The organism is Enterobacter sp. PL_is514 (genome assembly GCF_055816715.1).
This window is the reverse complement of record NZ_JBVPGN010000033.1, coordinates 239,955-257,917: the sequence shown is the minus strand read 5'-3', so window position 1 is coordinate 257,917 and position 17,963 is coordinate 239,955. Positions and strand designations below refer to the sequence as shown.

Below are 17,963 nucleotides of genomic sequence, written 5' to 3'. Positions count from 1 at the left end.
GCAATTTTAGTGTCACGAAAGTGTGCTGTTGTTAGGATTTGGTTTAGAAAATCGTTTTTATGAAGGTGTGCACATCCTGACAAACGGACGCTGAGACGGTGGCAGGTGGGAAAAACGCTCATTTAGCGCCGCGCTGCAAGACTATCGCATTAAACGCGGCGTGTTGTGGCAGAAAATGGGGTGGATCAGGAGATGAAATTAACGCCTTGTTTCAGCACCAGATCGCAGGCTTTGGTTTTCACCTGTTTGGCCAGAGAGGAGTTGCCGAGGGTGCTCAGGTTAAGCTGCTGACCGTTCTGCGCGTTAAGCAGGCCCTGAATGCCGTCCATATAGTTGGTGTCCGCTTTTTGCTCCTGGGTATCCAGACCCAGTTTACCCAGCACCTGGTTTTTCACGTTTTGCGCGTCGGTCACGGAGGCCAGTTTTTGCTTCGCGCAATATTCCAGAATCCCCGCCGCGTTGTTCATCGTGCCCGCGCTCAGGCTCTGACCGCTGTTGCCCAGCAGGCTGGTGAGGGAAGAGGCGGAGAGTCCGCCCTGCGTGCTGCTGCTCTCTTTGGTCAGCTCGTTTGCTGCGCTTGACAGGGACTCCTGCCAGGACGCCGCTTGCGCTGCGCCGGTCACCAGCAGCGCGCCTAAAAGGGTGCTGACAATCATCTGTTTTTTCATCATGGCTCTCTCAAAAAGGTCCGTTTTGGGCCGAAGGGGTTCCAGTATATACCTGCGACCTGTCGGCGATTCCTGGAACTGTCTTAATACTCTTTGCCGGTGACGCGGCTGCGGTAACTTTCCCAGTCGAAGATGACATACAGGCTGTTACCCAGCTTCATGCGGTCCATGACGCGTTCCCCCAGCAGGCGGGTCATCTCGTCAATATTGTGGTTCGTCAGCATGCCGGTGGGGCGCTTGGACGAGGAGCGGCGATCGACAATCTGGTTGATGATCACTTTTTCATAGCGCGATTCCGTCTGAACGCCAATCTCGTCGATGACCAGCAGGTCGACATTACTCAGATCGTTAAGCAGCTGTTCTTCGCTGGTTTCGCGGTTGCTGAAGGTGTCTTTCATCGCAGACATGATATCGGCCACGGTGATGATAAGAACCGATTTACCGCGCAGAAGCAGCTCGTTGCAGATGGCGGCAGCAAGGTGGTTTTTTCCGGTGCCCGGCTTGCCGCTAAAGATGAAGCTGGCGATATTGCCGTCGAATTCATCCACGTACTGCCGTGCGGCGGCCAGCGCGTTCATCTGCCCGTTGGTCTCGATTTTATAGTTATCGAACGAGCAGTTCTGGTGCAGGGGACGGATACCGGAACGGTTAAAGGTGCGCTGCATTTTCATCGCCCGGTTTTCGCGGGCGAGCGCGGCGGCGCGGATCTCACCTTGCTCTTTTTGCCATGCCAGCAGCTCTTCACCGGTGGTGAAAGCGGGCTTCACGTTGGCAGGCATCATTTTTTGCAGACGTTTCATCAGGTCGCCGACGTTCTTCATTTCGCACCTCGGAATCCGCTGGGGATCTGTTTATCCGGTTCTGAAAACGCATTGATATCACGTTTTGGCTGGCCGTTGTTGCCGGCGCGGGTAATCTGGAGATGACGCGCGAGCTTTTGCTGCCACTGAATGTGGGTGAACACTTTCCCTTCTGCCTGCCACCAGGCGGTAAACGCGGCGAGCTCTTCCGCGGTGGCGGGTTGGGTTAACGCAATGCCCCACAGCGCGGCCTGCCGCTGGAAATCCGCATCCGGTTGCCAGCCCGCATAGAGGGCAAATTTGCCCATCGGAACGGTCACGGGAACGTTAACCGGTTCATCAAAGAACTGGCTATCCAGCGTGACATCGCTCGCCGGGCGTGACACTTGTGCTTCGATCTCCAGAAGCTGTGCCAGACGTTCCGGTGTGATTGCGTAAAACGCCGGCGCGTTGTCGGCAAAAACCGCAACCGTGCCGCCTTCGGCGTGAGTCAACACACCGCGTGGGTCGCGCATAAAGGCATCAATGCCAGCAATGCTGGTGGTCAGAAGTCTGGAGGACATAACGCTTACTCTACTGATTACTACGGGCGTGATATGGACTTATGGTAGCACAGAGAGGGGAAAGGAAAGGAGGGGTAAAGTGCGGGCTGATGCCTCACCCTGACCCTCTCCCACAGGGAGAGGGAACAGAAGGGATTACGCGATGATGTTCAGCGTCACGTCAATGTTGCCGCGGGTCGCGTTAGAGTACGGGCAAACAATGTGCGCCGCATCGACCAGCTTTTTGGCTTCCGCAGGATCCATACCTTCAACGTGGATGTTCAGTTTTGCTTCAATACCAAAACCGGTTGGCAGGGGGCCAATACCCACTTCGCCTTCAATAAAAGCATCTTTAGGCAGGGTAAATTTGTCGCGTGCGGCCACGAATTTCATCGCGCCCAGGAAGCAGGCAGAGTAGCCGGCAGCAAACAGCTGCTCAGGGTTCGTCACGTCTCCCCCCATGCCGCCCATCTCTTTTGGCACACCCAGTTTGACGTCCAGAACCCCATCGGAAGAGGTGGCTCGGCCGTCACGGCCTCCGGTGGCTTTGGCTTTGGCGGTATAAACGACTTTTTCTAAAGACATGGCAGGTTCCTCATCTTGTCTAATGTTCGCTATTAAATAGCGTGCGATATATATGGGTAATAATCACGCGTAAAGTATAGCTTTACGCGCGGTGTAGCTGTTGTCGCAAAAGTTCGAGCTGCTGTTTGAGCGCTAGCAGGGTGTCGGTATCACACTGCGCTGCGCACCCCACCGCATGGGGGATACCCAATGCCTGCTGCTGGAGTTCACGTCCCGCTTCGCTCAGGGTGACGGCGACCTGGCGTTCGTCTTTGCGTGAACGGTGGCGGTTGATGAGCCCGGCGCTTTCCAGCCGCTTCAACAGCGGCGTCAGGGTCGCAGAGTCAAGAAACAGCCGTTCACCGATGTCCGACACCGTCATATCATCCTGCTCCCACAGCACCAGCATCACCAGATATTGCGGGTAGGTCAGGTTCAGCGGTGCCAGCAGCTGCCGGTACAGCTTATTTAGCGCCAGGTTTGCCGAATAGAGGGCAAAGCAGAGCTGGTTATCCAGCTTGAGCGCAGCGGTTGCGTCGTTCGTTTTCGCGTTCATGAAATGAATATAGATAGTGCACGATTTAATTGCAAGCAATTTTATGGGCAAGTATAGCGGAGCGCCACCTGAACGGCCATTTTGCGGTAGTGCTGACGCTGAGCCTGCTCGTCTGCGCCTTCTTCAAACAACAGCGTAAAGGTGTAGCTGTTGGCAACGTAGTGAAAGCTGAAGCTGCTTATCAGACGATGAAGATCGCGGGCGTCTACCGTCTCACTGAAGAGCTGTTTTTCTTTGCCCCGGCGCAGGATCTCCTCCAGCAGGTCGAGCGCGCTTCGGTTGACCTGGCGGAGATAGCTCGACTGCTGCATAAAGCGGCCGCGCTGCATGTTTTCCATGCAGATAATCCGGATGTAGTCAGGGTGGTCGGCATGGTAGTCAAAGGTGGCTTCAACCAGATTGACCAGCGCTTCGACCGGGGGCATTCCCGTCAGGCTTAGCGCTTTTTCACTGGCGCGAATCTGGGTGTAAACATGTTCCAGAACCAGGAGATAGAGGTTCTCTTTATTCTTGAAATGGTAAACCACCATGCGTTTGGTGGTGCCCGCTTTCTCTGCAATCTGCTCCATCCGTGCACCGTTCAATCCATACTCGGCAAAAAGCGCGATGGCGCTCTGAAAGATTTTCTCTTTCAGGCTGGATTCTTCACTGTGCTCGGGGTGTTCGCTGCCAGGGTTAGCCACATCCTTTCCTTATTTTCACCAAACGGACCAGAAGAATTATCTCCACGGCAGCGAAATAATACAAATATCAAACGCGTGGGCGTTTGCGGTACAGCCACAGTCCGGGGATCGACAGCCCGATAGAGAGCGCGCCGACGATGGATGACGCCTTAAGGAAGTTGCTCAGGAGGAGGATCATCTGAGGCTCGGTATAACCGAAATGACTGATTTTCACTGCGGAAATCATCGCCGTATACGCAGATATGCCTGGGAACATCGGGATCACCGCGGCAACAGTGAACACTTTGGGATGCGCCAGATACCAGCGCGACCACTGGATGCCGATACTGCCGACCAGCATGGAAGCGATGAACGTTGACCATTCGATGTTAAAACCCGCCGTCATCATCACCATTCGCGAGCCATGGCCAATCGCACCCAGCAGCGCGCACCACGGCAGCGCGCGTTGCGGTACGTTAAATACCATCGCGAAGCCGACGGCAGGGATGGCGGCCAGAAGCATGTCCTGTGCCAGCGCCAGCAGAAAATCTATCACGCCCATCCGCGTAACCCCCAGAGAGTCATGGCCATGACCACGCCGATGCAGGTCGCCAGCGTCAGCAGGCTGGCGATAGCCCAGCGTGCCAGACCGGTATTGATATGCCCTTTAAACATGTCGGCGACGGCGTTGATCAGCGGAAAGCCCGGGACCAGCAGAAGCACGCTGGCGGCCATGGCAACGGTTGGGGTGTTGGCAAACTGCGGCAGGCGCAGAAGCAGGCCGGAAACCGTGGTGGCGACAAACGCGGTAATGCAGAAGTTAATTTGCGGGTGCAGCTGCCGGTGCGTGAGCAGCTGGCGAACATACATGGCGATACTGCTGGCAAAAAAGGTGACGAGCGCGCCGTCCCAGCCGCCTTTATTGAGCTTACAAAAGCAGGCGCAAGAGAGCCCTACCATTAACACGACGAGCCAGCGCGGATAACGTAATGGCTTGATCTGGTTGAACCGTTTTTCAATTTCATGAAGATCGAGAAGCTTGTGTTCAGCAAGGATGACGATGTGCTGCACTTCGGTCACGACGTGCATGTTAATGCCGCGGTCATGGTTTTTGCGGGTGGAGGTCAGGCACTGACCGTCTTTGATCGTGGTCAGCACAATGGCGTTAGATGAGATCGCGCTTTCAACGCTATCCATACCCAGCGCCACTCCCAGCCGGGTGGAGAGCTCCTCAACCAGCGCGCTTTCCGCGCCGTGCTGGAGCAGAAAAAGACCGCACTTTATACATAGCCGCGTGATAGCACGCTGCGTTGACCGATCTGCCTGCATGTATTGTCCTGAAAAAGATGGATAGGTTGCCGGTTAGCCCGTAGTGAGTACTTTTAGCACAAAGTGCAGTCCCTCTTGCTGTGGGCCAGATCAAGGTTTATGCAAACAGTTTCAGCCCGTATCACGAAAGGGGAGTTGGATTAAATTATCAATGCGGTGAATTATAAATATAAAAATATAGAATATTTGTATTTAGTTATTCTAATTTTATATTGTCGTTATTTTAATGGCTCCGCAATTAAATTTATTTGCGCTTTATGAGATATTACCGTTGTTTTAGGCATTTCTTATACTAAGAACATATCTCATCTTCTGCTTGTATTAATCAGTTTTACACTCAGGGACGAAAATACTCATACATTGGTGCGTTTTAACGTTACTCATCAAATGAAGAATGGACACGGAGGGTCTATGTTGTCATTGCATGGTAAGTATGGCGTTGTCATTAGCCGGATGCCCGTGATGCAAAACGGGTTAGGGGGCGTGATGGCACGCCATTTCCCGGATTTTGAATTGACCTATTGTCGCTCATTGCAGGAGTTAACACTGCTCCAGCTTCGCCGCGCAGATGTCATTATTGCCGATATTTCAGGTGAATACAGAAATCCTCGGGGAACCCTCGAAGAGTATTACGGTTTATTGAACCAATACCGGGACATTCACTGGATCTTTTTAGTCTCGCGGCCGCTTTACCCTATTGCGGTTGAGTTGCTTATGCGCCCGGAAAGCACGTTGCTGTCTGATATGGAGCCCATTGAAGGCGTGGTTAACGCGATTCGGGCAGGTAGCGAGCGGGCAGAGCGGATAAGCCAGACGTTATTAACCCCGGAGCCTCAAAGTACGGAGGATGAAGACGAACACGTTATCGCACTCACGCACTCCGAACGCAAGGTACTGCGTCTGTTAGGTAAAGGATGGGGGATTAACCAAATCGCCACATTGCTGAAGAAGAGCAATAAAACCATCAGTGCGCAGAAAAACAGTGCGATGCGGCGGCTATCTTTACGTAGTAATGCCGATATGTACGCCTGGATCAACAGTACGCAGGGAATGAGAGAGCTGAATTTGATGTCAGCCTATGGAGAGTTTGAGGAATGGAAAAAACCGATTCAACACGACATATCGCCATCGTCGAAAATTGCACGATGAGTGCTGTTGGGCTACAGCATTTTTTTGCGATGCCCGGCCTGAATCACTATCAGCTGCATCTGTTTAGCGAATTTGACAGCTTCAAGAAAGCACTTCAGCACGTCAATTTTTTCTCGCTAATCTATTCACTTTCCGATGCACGAGAGGAGCGCCGTAACTGTCTGGCGCACCTGCGGGAGCTCGCGTTTACGCATGGTCATATCCAGCGCATTATCCTGGTCGCTGATGAGACGGAAGCACGGTTAGTTAGCCATCTTTCACCGTCACGCCTTCACGGTGTGGTCAGTAAATCGCTGACGCTTGAGCACCTGCAGCAGGAACTTATGGTGTTGTTGAGTGAAACGCTGCGCATCAATGACAATATGATGAATCACTGGTACCGGAGTCAAAACAGAATGTTAAGCCCAACGGAACGGGCAATACTGCGTTATATGTCTTGCGGCTATTCTATTCCTCAAATCGCGGCACAGCTTGAACGCAATATTAAGACCATCCGGGCGCATAAGTTTAATGCGATGGTGAAGCTGGGGGTGAGCTCTGACGTCGGGTTGCTCGATGCGGCGGATATTATTACTCACCTTCCGGCAAGAGAACCGCGAAGTTCGGCACTCAGCAAGCCGACCTTTTTATAGCCAGCCCGCTGCGCGCCAGACAGGCTCTGGCGCATCAATCAGATGCAAACGTCAACCCACCTTGCGGAAGTTAGCTCTACCATTCTGTCAGGTGAAATACGCACGGCACTATGAATTGCGCCTGCGGCGGGCAGGACTTCGGCGTACTGCTTTAATGAAATATCGCAGTAAACCGCGAGCGGATTTTCCAGCCCGAACGGGCACACGCCGCCAACGGGATGACCGGTGATGGTCACCACTTCATCACTGCTGAGCATGCGCGCTTTCGCACCAAACGTGTCTTTCAGCTTTTTGTTATCCAGGCGCGCATCGCCTTTCGCCACCACCAGAATCACCTCATTTTTCACCTTGAGTGACAAGGTCTTGGCGATTTGTCCCGGTTCAACACGATGGGCGGCAGCAGCCAACGCAACGGTAGCGGTACTCTGGCTAAGTTCAATTACGTCTATATCCGGCGCGTTGTCGGCAAAAAACTGCTGTACAGACTGCAAACTCATTGTTTCCTCCTGACAAATATCCTGCGTAATCTGTCATAAGAATTTATGCTCTGTAAATATCTCTTAAGTAACAAATATCCCGAACGGCTGATTTCTGGATCCTCTTCACATTCACAGAAACCGGTTACAGTAACCGGTTGCAGAGCGTGATGCGTCGATTAATACTGAGTACGTAACGTCCCCTGTATCCAATAATAAGAGCCAAATATGAAACCATTTCGTCTGAGCAGTACCACTGGTACACAAGCCAGCAAGGTTGTGAAGCTGATTTATGGAACAACGTGCGGCGCGAAAGTGCCCGTAACAAACGTCTGACAGGAGATCTGCCATGTCTGCCAACCATGCTGCGTTTAACCTGATATTCCGTTTCGTTGAAAATTACGTGAGCCCGATTGCCGGGCGGATCTCTTCCCAGCGTCATGTCATGGCTATTCGTGATGGGTTCATCTCCGCGATGCCATTTATGATTGTGGGTTCATTTTTGTTAGTGTTCGCTTACCCACCTTTTTCGCCTGATACCACGTGGGGTTTCGCCCGCGCCTGGCTGGATATGGCGAAGCAGTTTGAAGGCCAAATCCTGACGCCGTTTGATATGACGATGGGCATTATGTCCATTTATATCTGTGCGGCCATTGCCTATAACCTTGGCAAACACTATGTCAAATCGCACCAGTTAGACCCGTTCATGTGCGCCATGCTGTCGCTGATGGCGTTTCTGCTGGTCGCGGCACCGAAAACCAAAGGCACGCTTCCTGTCGACAGCCTGGGGGGAACGGGGATTTTTACCGCGATTCTGGTGGCGATCTACTGCGTTGAGATGATGCGTTTCCTCAAGGCGCATAACATCGGTATTCGCCTGCCAGACCAGGTTCCTCCGATGATCAAAAACTCTTTTGATCTGCTGATCCCGGTGCTGGTGGTGGTGTTAACGCTCTATCCTCTGAGCCTGGTCATTCAGTCTCAGTTTGGCATGCTGATCCCGCAGGCCATTATGTCGGTCTTTAAACCGCTGGTTTCCGCGGCGGATTCACTGCCTGCGATCCTGCTGGCGGTGTTGATTGGTCATCTGCTGTGGTTCGCCGGGATCCACGGCGCAGCCATCGTATCCGGAATGTTGCAGATGTTCTGGCTGACTAACCTGGGCGCTAACCAGACCGCACTGGCCGCCAGCCAGCCTCTGCCGCATATTTTTATGGAGGCGTTCTGGACGTTCTTTATCGTGATTGGCGGATCGGGCGCGACGATGGGGCTGGTGATTTGCTATCTGCGTAGCCGTTCAGCGCATTTACGCTCTATCGGGCGTTTGAGTGTGGTGCCCAGCTTCTTTAACATCAACGAACCTGTCATTTTCGGTACACCAATCGTGATGAACCCGGTGTTCTTTATTCCGTTCCTGCTGGCACCGATGGTTAACGCCGTGCTGGCGTGGGCGGCGATGACGTTTGATTTGATTGGGCGCGTCATCTCGGTCGTTCCCTGGACGGCACCGGCGCCGATAGGGGCAGCATGGGCTCTGGGCTGGGACTTCCGCGCGGCTATTCTGGTTGTGGTTCTGGCCTGCGTATCGGCGATCATCTACTTCCCGTTCTTCAAAGTGTATGAGAAGCAGCTGCTGGAGCAGGAAGCGGAAGAAGCGCAGCGTAATGCTGAAGAGGACAATCAGCAGGTGGCTTAGGTAAAAGCAAAACGGCAACGTAGGTTGCCGTTTTTTGTGTTTGTTCCCTCTCCCCGTGGGCTGAGGAATCCCCACAAAATAATGCCTGCACGGACGACCCCCTCTCCCTTGAGGGAGAGGGCTGGGGTGAGGGGGAACATACGGCTGTGGTGGTCATTCCGTTCACTTTATGTTTCTTGCTACTCTGTAAGGACATGACCGGTGAACGTGCCATGGCGGCTCAATCGCCGCCGCCCTGGCGACCCGGGCTCCCGGCGGTAAATCGCCGCTTCGCGGTACCCTCAGCTTATTCCTTCAGGCTATCGGGTCGGGCATGAGCCTGCATCCCTGCAGGCCACGCCCTCTCGGCGCATCCCTGCGCCTCGCCCCGGCCTTACGGAAACGCTTCGGCGATTTACAGCCGGACCAGGGCGTCGCTGTAAGTTATTAATTTTTTTGAAGCAACGTTCATCGCTTCAGGTAAAAAATTACTGGGGATTCCTCAGTCCTATGGGAGAGGGTCAGGGCGAGGGCATCAGGCCGGGCAATTCACTGCTCTACTTCAGCGTGCAATCCCCGCATTGCTTAACGTCCGGCAGGCGATAGCGCTGGCAGCAGGTGCGGCGAACCAGAAGCCCGTCACGGAGTACAACGGTGCGGAATAGCGGGTTGTCACGGCCATCGGAAAGCTGTTTTGCAAAGAAACAGGACTGACGCAGGGCGTCAACGTTCTCATCACCGAGAAGCGGCTTCATTTCCGTTAAATACCAGTGGATTAAATAGCCCGTATTGCTCCAGATAAGCTTCCCGTTAATCTCTCCCGTCGCTTCCAGCGCTTCCACCACCGGGATCAGGGCCTGAGTGATAAGCTGCTCAATACGCTCCTGAGCAGTCAGGCGTTCCGCGCTCTGGTCTTCATGTAGATCAATCCAGAAGCAGGCAGCACGTCCGGTTTCGTGAAACTCGACGTGGAAATTATCCGGCGAGAGTTCCAGCATGCTCTTCTGTGTTAAGAGCGCCAGCATGAGGGGAGGCACCATCAGCCCGATATACCACTGTGCCCAGAGTGAGAGCAGGGGTTTATTTTCCCGCGTAAGGGTGGGCTGATTGCGATAGATATGGTCGGAATAGGTGGCCAGCAGCGATTGCAGTTTTGCCGGTTGGCGCCACTCTGAGAGCGTCATGGCGTGGTTCGGGGGTGCTTCATCAAGCCGGATAAAGTCCAGCAGGTGGGCGCGCGTTTCTGCAATCTTGTCCCGTATGGCATCCGCAAGCGAAGCATTCCCGCTGGTGAGGGGCGCTCGCCAGAGGAGGGGTTCGACGATGTGTGCGGTATGCGTGGCCATAGTATAGATAGAAATCTAAATGATAATGATTGCCAATCCTAACTATTGCTCATACCAATGGCAAGACTTTTGTCCTGGTGACATCGCCGTGATGTTTACGCCGTCTGAATCTCTTCACTCAACAGAATGTTGTTGCGCCCCATATGCTTTGCTTCGTAGAGGGCTTTATCCGCTTTTTCCAGCGCGCCTTCCACGTCTTCATCCTCGAAAATGGCAATACCAATGCTGATGGTGACGTTTGTCGCGACGCTTTCGTTAAACAGATGCGGGATTTTCAAATCGTAAACTTTCTGACGGATCCGCTCGGCCGTCTGGCGGGCATGTTCGAGTGAAATGTTGGTCAGCAGCACCATAAACTCTTCCCCACCAAAACGCGCCACAATATCGCGAGAACGCACGGCATCGCGAATTGCCGCAGAGACGCGCTTCAGCGCCTGGTCGCCCATCATATGGCCGTAATGGTCGTTATAGGCTTTGAAGTGGTCGATATCCATCAGCAGGACAAAGTGCTCGCCATTCTCTACCGTGGGCAAATTCTCCAGACGGCTTTGCAGACCGCGACGATTATAGAGCCCGGTAAGCGGGTCCATCATGCTGAGATCGGTAAGGGTTTCCCGTTCCTCCAGAAGGCGAGAAAGGAGCTCCTGAGCAAAACGGTCATTGCGTCTTTGCAAAATGTTATGAATAGCAATTGCCACCACAGGAAGTGCGAAAGAATAGGTCATTCGCAGCCATATATCGTGATCGCTTAACCACAGGCAGACAATAAAGGTGGGCAGTGAATGCAGCGTAAAGGCTTTGATATTACTGGCGAACGCCAGCGTGCCGATAAAAAGCACCGTTAAAAGGGCGATTAACAAATACGTCGCATGATCGTGGGTAATTAAGGCGAATTTGGAGACAATTTGCCAGGCCCACAAAATACCGAAGATCCCTGAAACGACAGGAATATTTATCTTCCGCGCGCGCTTTCTCCAGTGCCAGACGAACAGGCCGGTACTGATGGAGAATATAGCAATCAGAGGGGCGGAAAACAGTCGTACAGAATTGAGCGGGTTTGTTACCGAGAACACTGCCGATGTTGCGTTCAGAAATAAAAATAAACGTAACGATAATTGATATTTTCTGTGAACCAAAGACCGCCAGGATTGTGATGTCATAGTCGTGTATTTTTATTAAAATTTAATTAAAACAAATAAATAGATGTCGTTTCGCAATTAAATATGCAAAAAGCTCAAAGAGTAATTATCAGAAAATCTTTAGACGTTGTTAACAGGTGCGCAATTTATCACCTTAGGCAATTCCTGTCATTACGGGAAAGGTAAAGGTCGATGGATTTTGATTCATTCAGCTGACAAATGATAATCTCTGTCATATGATATTGGTTATCATTATCGTTGAAAGAGGACAGATCATGTTGAACAGGGCGCTGGGCAGCGGTTGGGGGGTATTGCTACCGGGAGCCATTCTCGGCGGTTTGACGTTTGCCGATCTCTCTCTTGATACCTGGAAAGCCATCATTGTGTCAGGACTGTTAGTCACGTCAGGCATGATCTGGCATAAGCAACTACGTCACTTTGTTTTACTGCCATCGTGTGTCGCGCTGGTCAGCGGAATTCTGGTGATACTGATGAATTTGAAATAACAGGGAAAAGAAGATATTCAGAGGGGTTGTAAGATAATTGGTGCGAGGGGGGGGACTCGAACCCCCACATCCTAAGGACACTAACACCTGAAGCTAGCGCGTCTACCAATTCCGCCACCTTCGCACAGTCATCTTACTATTTACATCATTACTATGTTGATATCGCCTCGTTGGTGCGAGGGGGGGGACTCGAACCCCCACATCCGTAAGGACACTAACACCTGAAGCTAGCGCGTCTACCAATTCCGCCACCTTCGCCCAGTGCGAGCAATATCATCGTGATTTATGGTGCGAGGGGGGGGACTCGAACCCCCACATCCGTAAGGACACTAACACCTGAAGCTAGCGCGTCTACCAATTCCGCCACCTTCGCATACCATCGATACTGTAAAAGTATCGTAACCACGGAGGCGCATTCTAGATGTTTTCAGCTTTACGTCAACTGAAAAGTGCTCACCTTTTATTGATTGCTGCAAAAATGGCCGGAACTGAGACGCCTGCTTGCCGGATAGTGATTGCGCTTATCCGGCCTGCAGGATTGAGATTACTTTTTGGCCTGGCGCGTCATCACGGTACGATAGACCTTAAAGCGGCCGGTCTGGGCGATCACTTCGTGGAAGCCAAAGGTTTCGTCCAGCACTTTCGGGTACGCCAGGAAGGCGTTCGCAACGATACGCAGCTCGCCGCCGCTGTTAAGGTGACGGGTTGCGCCACGGATCAGCGTTTGTGCCGCTTCAAGGCTGGTTTCCATACCGTCGTGGAACGGCGGGTTGGAGATGATCATGTCGAAGCGACCGGTGACGTCAGAGAAGACGTTGCTGGCAATCACCTCGCCTTCAATGCCGTTTGCGGCAAGCGTTGCGCGGCTGGCTTCAACCGCCGGGGCGCTAACGTCACACAGGGTTAAGCGCACCTTTGGCGAATGGCTGGCGAGCACGGTAGAGAGCACGCCCGCGCCGCAGCCCACGTCCAGCACTTTGCCTTTGGTGTGCGGCGTCAGAGTGGAGAGCAGCAGCTTGCTGCCCGTATCCAGCGCGTCACGGCTGAACACGCCCGGCAGGGTTTTGATGGTCAGGCCGTCAAGCTGGTATTCATCCCAGTAAGCCTGCGCATCAAACGTTGTCTGTTTTTCCAGTCGTCCGTGGTACAGACCACAGCGGCGAGCGCTGTCGACTTTATTCAGCGGCGCGTAGTCTTCCAGCATCTGTTCAGCGCTACGCACGCCGCTGCGGTTCTCTCCTACCACGAAAATATCGCAGCCGACCGGAAGCAGGGAGAGCAGGTTCATCAGCTGGAACTGGGCTTCCGGTTTATTCTTCGGCCAGTAGTAAATCAGCGTATCGCAGTCGGCGATATCGCTCTGCTCCGCCACCAGGCTAAAGCGCGCGCGCTCGCCCATCTGACGGCTCAGCACCTGCCAGTGGTGGTAATATTGGGTGTGGGCACGGCTTTCAGCACAGTCGAAACGCGCGGGCAGGTCATCCTGCATATCTCCGGCAAACAGAATACGGCTTTCTTCGAAATCATCACTGTGACGCAGCAAGACTTCACTTGCCGGGGTAAATGCAGACATGAATTGTTCCTCAATAAACTCAGGCGGGGATTATAGTAGGTAGATGGCGCACTTTCGACACATTTGCTATATTTGCGCGCCTGAGAGACAGGAGTTTTCCCTATGACATCCCGACGAGACTGGCAGTTGCAGCAGCTGGGCATCACCCAGTGGGCTTTGCGTCGCCCGACGGCGTTGCAGGGCGAAATCGCTATCTCCATCCCGGCGCACGTTCGGCTGGTGATGGTGGCGGAAGAACTGCCTGCCCTGAATGAACCCCTGATCGATGATGTCCTTCGCAGCCTGAAGCTGACGGCCGACCAGGTTTTACCGCTGACGCCAGAGCGTGTCGCGATGCTGCCTCCTGATAGCCGCTGTAACAGCTGGCGTATCGGAGAGACAAACGAGATCCCCCTCCAGGGGAGCCAGATCTGCTCGCCAGCGCTGGACGAACTTAAAGCCAACCCAAAAGCGCGCAGCGCGCTATGGCAACAAATCTGCGAATATGAACACGATTTCTTCCCTCACGACGCCTGACTTGACCACAGCGTTTGCGATTGAAACACGCGCCCACGCGTTTCCGTGGAGCGAAAAAACCTTCGCCAGCAATCAGGGCGAACGGTATCTGAACTACCGCCTGGACGTTGACGGCACCATGGCCGCTTTCGCGATCACGCAGGTTGTTCTTGATGAGGCGACGCTGTTTAATATCGCGGTTGATCCCGCGTTTCAGCGTCGTGGGCTGGGAAGAGAACTGCTTGAGCACCTCATCCGTGAGCTCGAAACCCGTGACGTTTTCACCCTGTGGCTGGAGGTGCGCGCGTCGAATGTCGCCGCCATCGCGCTCTATGAAAGCTTAGGCTTTAACGAGGCGACAATCCGCCGTAACTACTACCCCACCGCAGAGGGACGTGAAGACGCCATCATAATGGCTCTGCCGATTGGATAATAAAAAATAAGGTTGTAACGATGAAATGGGACTGGATTTTCTTTGATGCCGACGAAACGCTATTTACGTTCGATTCGTTCGGCGGCCTGCAGCGGATGTTTCTCGACTATAGCGTGACCTTCACCGCTGAAGATTTTCAGGACTATCAGGCGGTCAACAAGCCGCTGTGGGTGGATTACCAGAACGGTGCCATCACCGCGTTACAGCTTCAGCACCAGCGCTTTGACGTCTGGGCGGAACGTTTAAAGGTCAGTCCGGGGACGCTGAACGAGGCGTTTCTGAACGCGATGGCGGATATCTGCGCGCCACTGCCGGGCGCGGTTTCCCTGCTGAACGCGTTGAAAGGCAAGGTGAAACTGGGGATCATCACCAACGGCTTTACCGCCCTGCAGCAGATCCGCCTCGAGCGCACCGGCCTGCGCGATCATTTCGACGCGCTGGTGATCTCGGAAGAGGTGGGTGTACCTAAACCGGATCCGCGAATTTTCGATTATGCGCTGGCGCAGGCCGGTAATCCTGACCGCGATCGCGTCCTGATGGTGGGGGATACGGCAGAGTCAGATATTCTGGGCGGCATGAAGGCCGGTCTGTCGACCGTCTGGCTTAACGCGCATGGCCGCGTGAAGCCTGAAGGCATCGAGCCGACCTGGACCGTGACGTCGTTGAACGAACTGGAGCAACTCCTGTGTAAACAATGATTGCCTGCCCCCCGTTGATGGGTAAAATAGCCGCAATTTTGTATTCCATGATGCGTGGCGTGCTGCCGCGCTTATAAAAGAAGATTTAATTATGACGTTGTCTCCTTATCTGCAAGAGGTGGCCAAGCGCCGCACTTTTGCCATTATCTCGCACCCGGATGCCGGTAAAACGACCATCACTGAGAAGGTGTTGCTGTTCGGACAGGCGATCCAGACTGCGGGTACCGTTAAAGGCCGTGGCTCCAGCCAGCATGCAAAATCTGACTGGATGGAGATGGAAAAGCAGCGTGGTATTTCGATTACCACCTCCGTGATGCAGTTCCCGTATCACGACTGCCTGGTGAACCTGCTGGACACCCCGGGTCACGAAGACTTCTCCGAAGATACCTACCGTACCCTGACGGCGGTGGACTGCTGTCTGATGGTGATCGACGCCGCGAAAGGTGTAGAAGACCGTACCCGTAAGCTGATGGAAGTCACCCGTCTGCGCGATACGCCGATCCTCACCTTTATGAACAAACTCGACCGTGACATCCGCGATCCGATGGAAGTGATGGATGAAGTGGAAAACGAGCTGAAGATCGCCTGTGCGCCAATCACCTGGCCAATCGGCTGCGGTAAGCTGTTCAAAGGGGTTTATCACCTCTATAAAGACGAAACTTACCTGTATCAGACCGGTAAAGGCCACACCATTCAGGAAGTGCGCATTGTTAAAGGTCTGGACAACCCGGATCTGGACGCGGCGGTTGGCGAAGAACTGGCCGCGCAGCTGCGCGACGAGCTGGAGCTGGTGAAGGGCGCGTCTCACGAGTTCGACAAAGAGCTGTTCCTGAGCGGTGAAATCACCCCGGTCTTCTTCGGTACCGCACTGGGTAACTTCGGCGTTGACCACATGCTGGACGGTCTGGTGGAGTGGGCGCCGCGTCCGATGCCGCGTAAAACCGATACCCGTGAAGTGGAAGCGCAGGAAGAGAAATTTACCGGCTTCGTGTTCAAAATTCAGGCCAACATGGACCCGAAACACCGCGACCGCGTGGCCTTTATGCGCGTGGTGTCCGGTAAGTATGAAAAGGGCATGAAGCTGCGCCAGGTGCGTACCGGGAAAGATGTGGTGATCTCCGACGCCCTGACCTTTATGGCGGGCGACCGTTCGCACGTTGAAGAAGCCTATCCGGGTGACATTATCGGTCTGCACAACCACGGCACTATTCAGATCGGCGATACCTTCACCCAGGGCGAAATGATGAAGTTCACCGGCATTCCGAACTTCGCACCAGAGCTGTTCCGTCGTATCCGTCTGCGCGATCCGCTGAAGCAGAAACAGCTGCTGAAAGGCCTGGTGCAGCTCTCCGAGGAGGGCGCCGTGCAGGTCTTCCGCCCAATCGCGAACAACGATCTGATCGTTGGCGCGGTCGGCGTGCTGCAGTTTGACGTGGTTGTCGCGCGTCTGAAGAGCGAATACAACGTGGAAGCGATTTACGAGTCGGTGAACGTCGCGACCGCGCGCTGGGTCGAGTGTTCTGACGTGAAGAAATTCGAAGAGTTTAAGCGTAAGAATGAAGTTCAGCTGGCGCTGGATGGTGGCGATAACCTGACCTATATCGCGCCAACCATGGTGAACCTGAACCTGACGCAGGAACGTTATCCCGACGTTCAGTTCCGTAAAACCCGCGAGCACTAATCCCCTCTCAGAGCACGGCTGCCGCCGTGCTCTTCTTTAATTCCTGTCTTATTAATCCCTTGCGGAATGTTCTTAATTCAACGCAATTTCACGCTATTCGCGCGTTTTTTACCCAATTCTGAAAGCGGCTCTGTGAGAGTGATCTATATTTAACTCAGTGTTTAACACCGGTTGTGGATAAATTAACTGTTCAATGCATGGCTTTAGGTTATCCATTTTGCCCGCGTGTTTATTCGCAATATATATCACTACTAAGGAAGTACGTAGCCCGAATAACGGGTCAACACAGGAATAGATCGATGAATATGACAAGACTGAAGATTTCTAAAACTCTGCTGGCTGTAACACTGGGTAGCGTTCTGGTGAGCGGCTCCGCCTTGGCGGAAAGCAGCACCATGGATAAAGCACAATCCACGGCTGACAGCGCAGGGCAAAAAATCGATAGCTCTATGAATAAAGTCGGCAATTTCATGGATGACAGCTCTATCACAGCAAAAGTGAAAGCCGCACTGGTGGATGATGAAGCCATCAAGAGCACCGATATTTCCGTTAAGACCGACAAAAAAGTGGTCACGCTGAGCGGCTTTGTTGAAAGCCAGGCTCAGGCAGAACAGGCGGTGAAAGTGGCGAAAGGCGTCGAAGGCGTTGCCTCCGTCAGCGATAAGCTGCACGTCCGTGACGGCAAAAACGCGTCGGTGAAAGGTTATGCCGGTGATGCAGCCACCACCAGCGAAATCAAAGCTAAACTTTTAGCAGATGACATCGTGCCGTCCCGTAAGGTGAAAGTGGAAACCACCGATGGTGTGGTTCAGCTTTCCGGTACGGTAGATTCGCAGGCGCAAAGTGAACGTGCCGAGTCCATTGCGAAAGCGATTGATGGTGTGAAAAGCGTTAAAAACGATCTGAAAACGAAGTAAATCTGGACCATTCGCCCGCCTGGCTAACACCTGCGGGCGATATAAGAACGACTCTGGAAAAACGCCGGTGAGTGACCTGAGCGCTCACGTTTAGCGGCCGACATTAACTATGGTAAAGGAGA

21 protein-coding genes and 3 tRNA genes are annotated in these 17,963 nt (G+C 53.4%); 9 read left to right on the top strand and 15 right to left on the bottom strand.

The annotated features are described in order from the left end of the window. Positions 1-185 precede the first annotated feature (185 nt). From AC0TNG_RS14255 to AC0TNG_RS14220, 8 genes are all read right to left on the bottom strand, one after another. Positions 186-668 carry a YjjA family protein gene (locus AC0TNG_RS14255; RefSeq protein WP_061716004.1) on the bottom strand — a complete coding sequence of 161 codons (483 nt, stop codon included), beginning with the start codon at positions 666-668 and terminating at the stop codon, positions 186-188. 83 nt (positions 669-751) lie between these two features. Then, positions 752-1,489: a DNA replication protein DnaC gene (dnaC, locus tag AC0TNG_RS14250; RefSeq protein ID WP_013095461.1), complete on the bottom strand. Its 738-nt coding sequence runs from the start codon at positions 1,487-1,489 to the stop codon at positions 752-754. Continuing rightward, positions 1,486-2,031 carry a primosomal protein DnaT gene (gene dnaT, locus AC0TNG_RS14245; protein WP_024908281.1) on the bottom strand — a complete coding sequence of 182 codons (546 nt, stop codon included), beginning with the start codon at positions 2,029-2,031 and terminating at the stop codon, positions 1,486-1,488. The genes dnaC and dnaT overlap by 4 nt, the downstream gene beginning before the upstream one ends. Positions 2,032-2,166: 135 nt before the next feature. Further along, positions 2,167-2,595, bottom strand: a complete 429-nt coding sequence (locus AC0TNG_RS14240; RefSeq protein ID WP_008502092.1) for an organic hydroperoxide resistance protein — start codon at positions 2,593-2,595, stop codon at positions 2,167-2,169. 82 nt (positions 2,596-2,677) lie between these two features. After that, positions 2,678-3,130 (bottom strand): MarR family winged helix-turn-helix transcriptional regulator, encoded by a 453-nt coding sequence (locus AC0TNG_RS14235; RefSeq protein ID WP_023293337.1) that lies wholly within the window; start codon positions 3,128-3,130, stop codon positions 2,678-2,680. Between the two features lie 41 nt (positions 3,131-3,171). Then, the gene (locus AC0TNG_RS14230; RefSeq protein ID WP_008502090.1) at positions 3,172-3,813 is read right to left on the bottom strand and encodes a TetR/AcrR family transcriptional regulator; all 642 of its coding nucleotides are present in this window, start codon (positions 3,811-3,813) and stop codon (positions 3,172-3,174) included. Between the two features lie 67 nt (positions 3,814-3,880). Next, positions 3,881-4,354: a threonine/serine exporter gene (locus AC0TNG_RS14225; protein ID WP_024908279.1), complete on the bottom strand. Its 474-nt coding sequence runs from the start codon at positions 4,352-4,354 to the stop codon at positions 3,881-3,883. Then, complete coding sequence (locus AC0TNG_RS14220) at positions 4,345-5,121, bottom strand: threonine/serine exporter family protein (RefSeq protein ID WP_024908278.1); 777 nt, start codon at positions 5,119-5,121, stop codon at positions 4,345-4,347. Before AC0TNG_RS14220 ends, AC0TNG_RS14225 begins: the two co-directional genes overlap by 10 nt. A gap of 411 nt (positions 5,122-5,532) precedes the next feature. Between AC0TNG_RS14220 and AC0TNG_RS14215 the strand changes: the two genes are divergently transcribed. Both AC0TNG_RS14215 and bglJ read left to right on the top strand, forming a co-directional pair. After that, on the top strand, positions 5,533-6,270 hold the full coding sequence (locus AC0TNG_RS14215) for a helix-turn-helix transcriptional regulator (RefSeq protein ID WP_024908277.1): 738 nt from the start codon (positions 5,533-5,535) through the stop codon (positions 6,268-6,270). Next, positions 6,267-6,902 (top strand): DNA-binding transcriptional activator BglJ, encoded by a 636-nt coding sequence (gene bglJ, locus AC0TNG_RS14210; protein WP_157189904.1) that lies wholly within the window; start codon positions 6,267-6,269, stop codon positions 6,900-6,902. Before AC0TNG_RS14215 ends, bglJ begins: the two co-directional genes overlap by 4 nt. Positions 6,903-6,940: 38 nt before the next feature. On the opposite strand, the gene AC0TNG_RS14205 is transcribed toward bglJ, so the two are convergent. Then, positions 6,941-7,399, bottom strand: coding sequence for a YbaK/EbsC family protein (locus tag AC0TNG_RS14205; RefSeq protein WP_473712610.1), 459 nt, complete (start codon positions 7,397-7,399; stop codon positions 6,941-6,943). Positions 7,400-7,727: 328 nt separating this feature from the next. On the opposite strand from AC0TNG_RS14205, the gene AC0TNG_RS14200 reads away from it, so the two are divergent. After that, the gene (locus AC0TNG_RS14200; RefSeq protein WP_024908275.1) at positions 7,728-9,074 is read left to right on the top strand and encodes a PTS sugar transporter subunit IIC; all 1,347 of its coding nucleotides are present in this window, start codon (positions 7,728-7,730) and stop codon (positions 9,072-9,074) included. A 536-nt stretch (positions 9,075-9,610) separates the two neighbouring features. Here AC0TNG_RS14200 and fhuF read toward each other — a convergent pair. Both fhuF and AC0TNG_RS14190 read right to left on the bottom strand, forming a co-directional pair. Then, positions 9,611-10,399, bottom strand: a complete 789-nt coding sequence (gene fhuF / locus AC0TNG_RS14195; RefSeq protein ID WP_267217471.1) for a siderophore-iron reductase FhuF — start codon at positions 10,397-10,399, stop codon at positions 9,611-9,613. Positions 10,400-10,494: 95 nt separating this feature from the next. Then, complete coding sequence (locus AC0TNG_RS14190; protein ID WP_032649902.1) at positions 10,495-11,559, bottom strand: GGDEF domain-containing protein; 1,065 nt, start codon at positions 11,557-11,559, stop codon at positions 10,495-10,497. A 215-nt stretch (positions 11,560-11,774) separates the two neighbouring features. Between AC0TNG_RS14190 and AC0TNG_RS14185 the strand changes: the two genes are divergently transcribed. Further along, positions 11,775-12,044, top strand: coding sequence for a DUF1435 domain-containing protein (locus AC0TNG_RS14185; protein WP_194266140.1), 270 nt, complete (start codon positions 11,775-11,777; stop codon positions 12,042-12,044). A 38-nt stretch (positions 12,045-12,082) separates the two neighbouring features. On the opposite strand, the gene AC0TNG_RS14180 is transcribed toward AC0TNG_RS14185, so the two are convergent. From AC0TNG_RS14180 to rsmC, 4 genes are all read right to left on the bottom strand, one after another. Further along, positions 12,083-12,168, bottom strand: a tRNA-Leu gene (locus AC0TNG_RS14180). A 47-nt stretch (positions 12,169-12,215) separates the two neighbouring features. After that, a tRNA-Leu gene (locus AC0TNG_RS14175) sits at positions 12,216-12,302 on the bottom strand. Positions 12,303-12,330: 28 nt separating this feature from the next. Next, positions 12,331-12,417: transfer RNA gene (locus AC0TNG_RS14170), tRNA-Leu, on the bottom strand. Between the two features lie 171 nt (positions 12,418-12,588). After that, positions 12,589-13,617 (bottom strand): 16S rRNA (guanine(1207)-N(2))-methyltransferase RsmC, encoded by a 1,029-nt coding sequence (gene rsmC / locus AC0TNG_RS14165; protein ID WP_024908271.1) that lies wholly within the window; start codon positions 13,615-13,617, stop codon positions 12,589-12,591. Positions 13,618-13,719: 102 nt separating this feature from the next. Between rsmC and AC0TNG_RS14160 the strand changes: the two genes are divergently transcribed. The 5 genes from AC0TNG_RS14160 to osmY all read left to right on the top strand — a co-directional run bounded on the left by AC0TNG_RS14160 (position 13,720) and on the right by osmY (position 17,841). After that, positions 13,720-14,133, top strand: a complete 414-nt coding sequence (locus AC0TNG_RS14160; RefSeq protein WP_024908270.1) for a DNA polymerase III subunit psi — start codon at positions 13,720-13,722, stop codon at positions 14,131-14,133. After that, positions 14,102-14,545: a ribosomal protein S18-alanine N-acetyltransferase gene (rimI, locus tag AC0TNG_RS14155; RefSeq protein WP_023334424.1), complete on the top strand. Its 444-nt coding sequence runs from the start codon at positions 14,102-14,104 to the stop codon at positions 14,543-14,545. Before AC0TNG_RS14160 ends, rimI begins: the two co-directional genes overlap by 32 nt. Positions 14,546-14,565: 20 nt before the next feature. Further along, positions 14,566-15,243, top strand: coding sequence for a pyrimidine 5'-nucleotidase (gene yjjG / locus AC0TNG_RS14150; RefSeq protein WP_008502077.1), 678 nt, complete (start codon positions 14,566-14,568; stop codon positions 15,241-15,243). Between the two features lie 91 nt (positions 15,244-15,334). Then, positions 15,335-16,924 carry a peptide chain release factor 3 gene (gene prfC / locus AC0TNG_RS14145; RefSeq protein WP_024908269.1) on the top strand — a complete coding sequence of 530 codons (1,590 nt, stop codon included), beginning with the start codon at positions 15,335-15,337 and terminating at the stop codon, positions 16,922-16,924. A gap of 299 nt (positions 16,925-17,223) precedes the next feature. Beyond that, a complete protein-coding gene (gene osmY, locus AC0TNG_RS14140) occupies positions 17,224-17,841 on the top strand; it encodes a molecular chaperone OsmY (RefSeq protein WP_008502075.1) in 618 nt (205 codons plus the stop codon). Positions 17,842-17,963 lie beyond the last annotated feature (122 nt).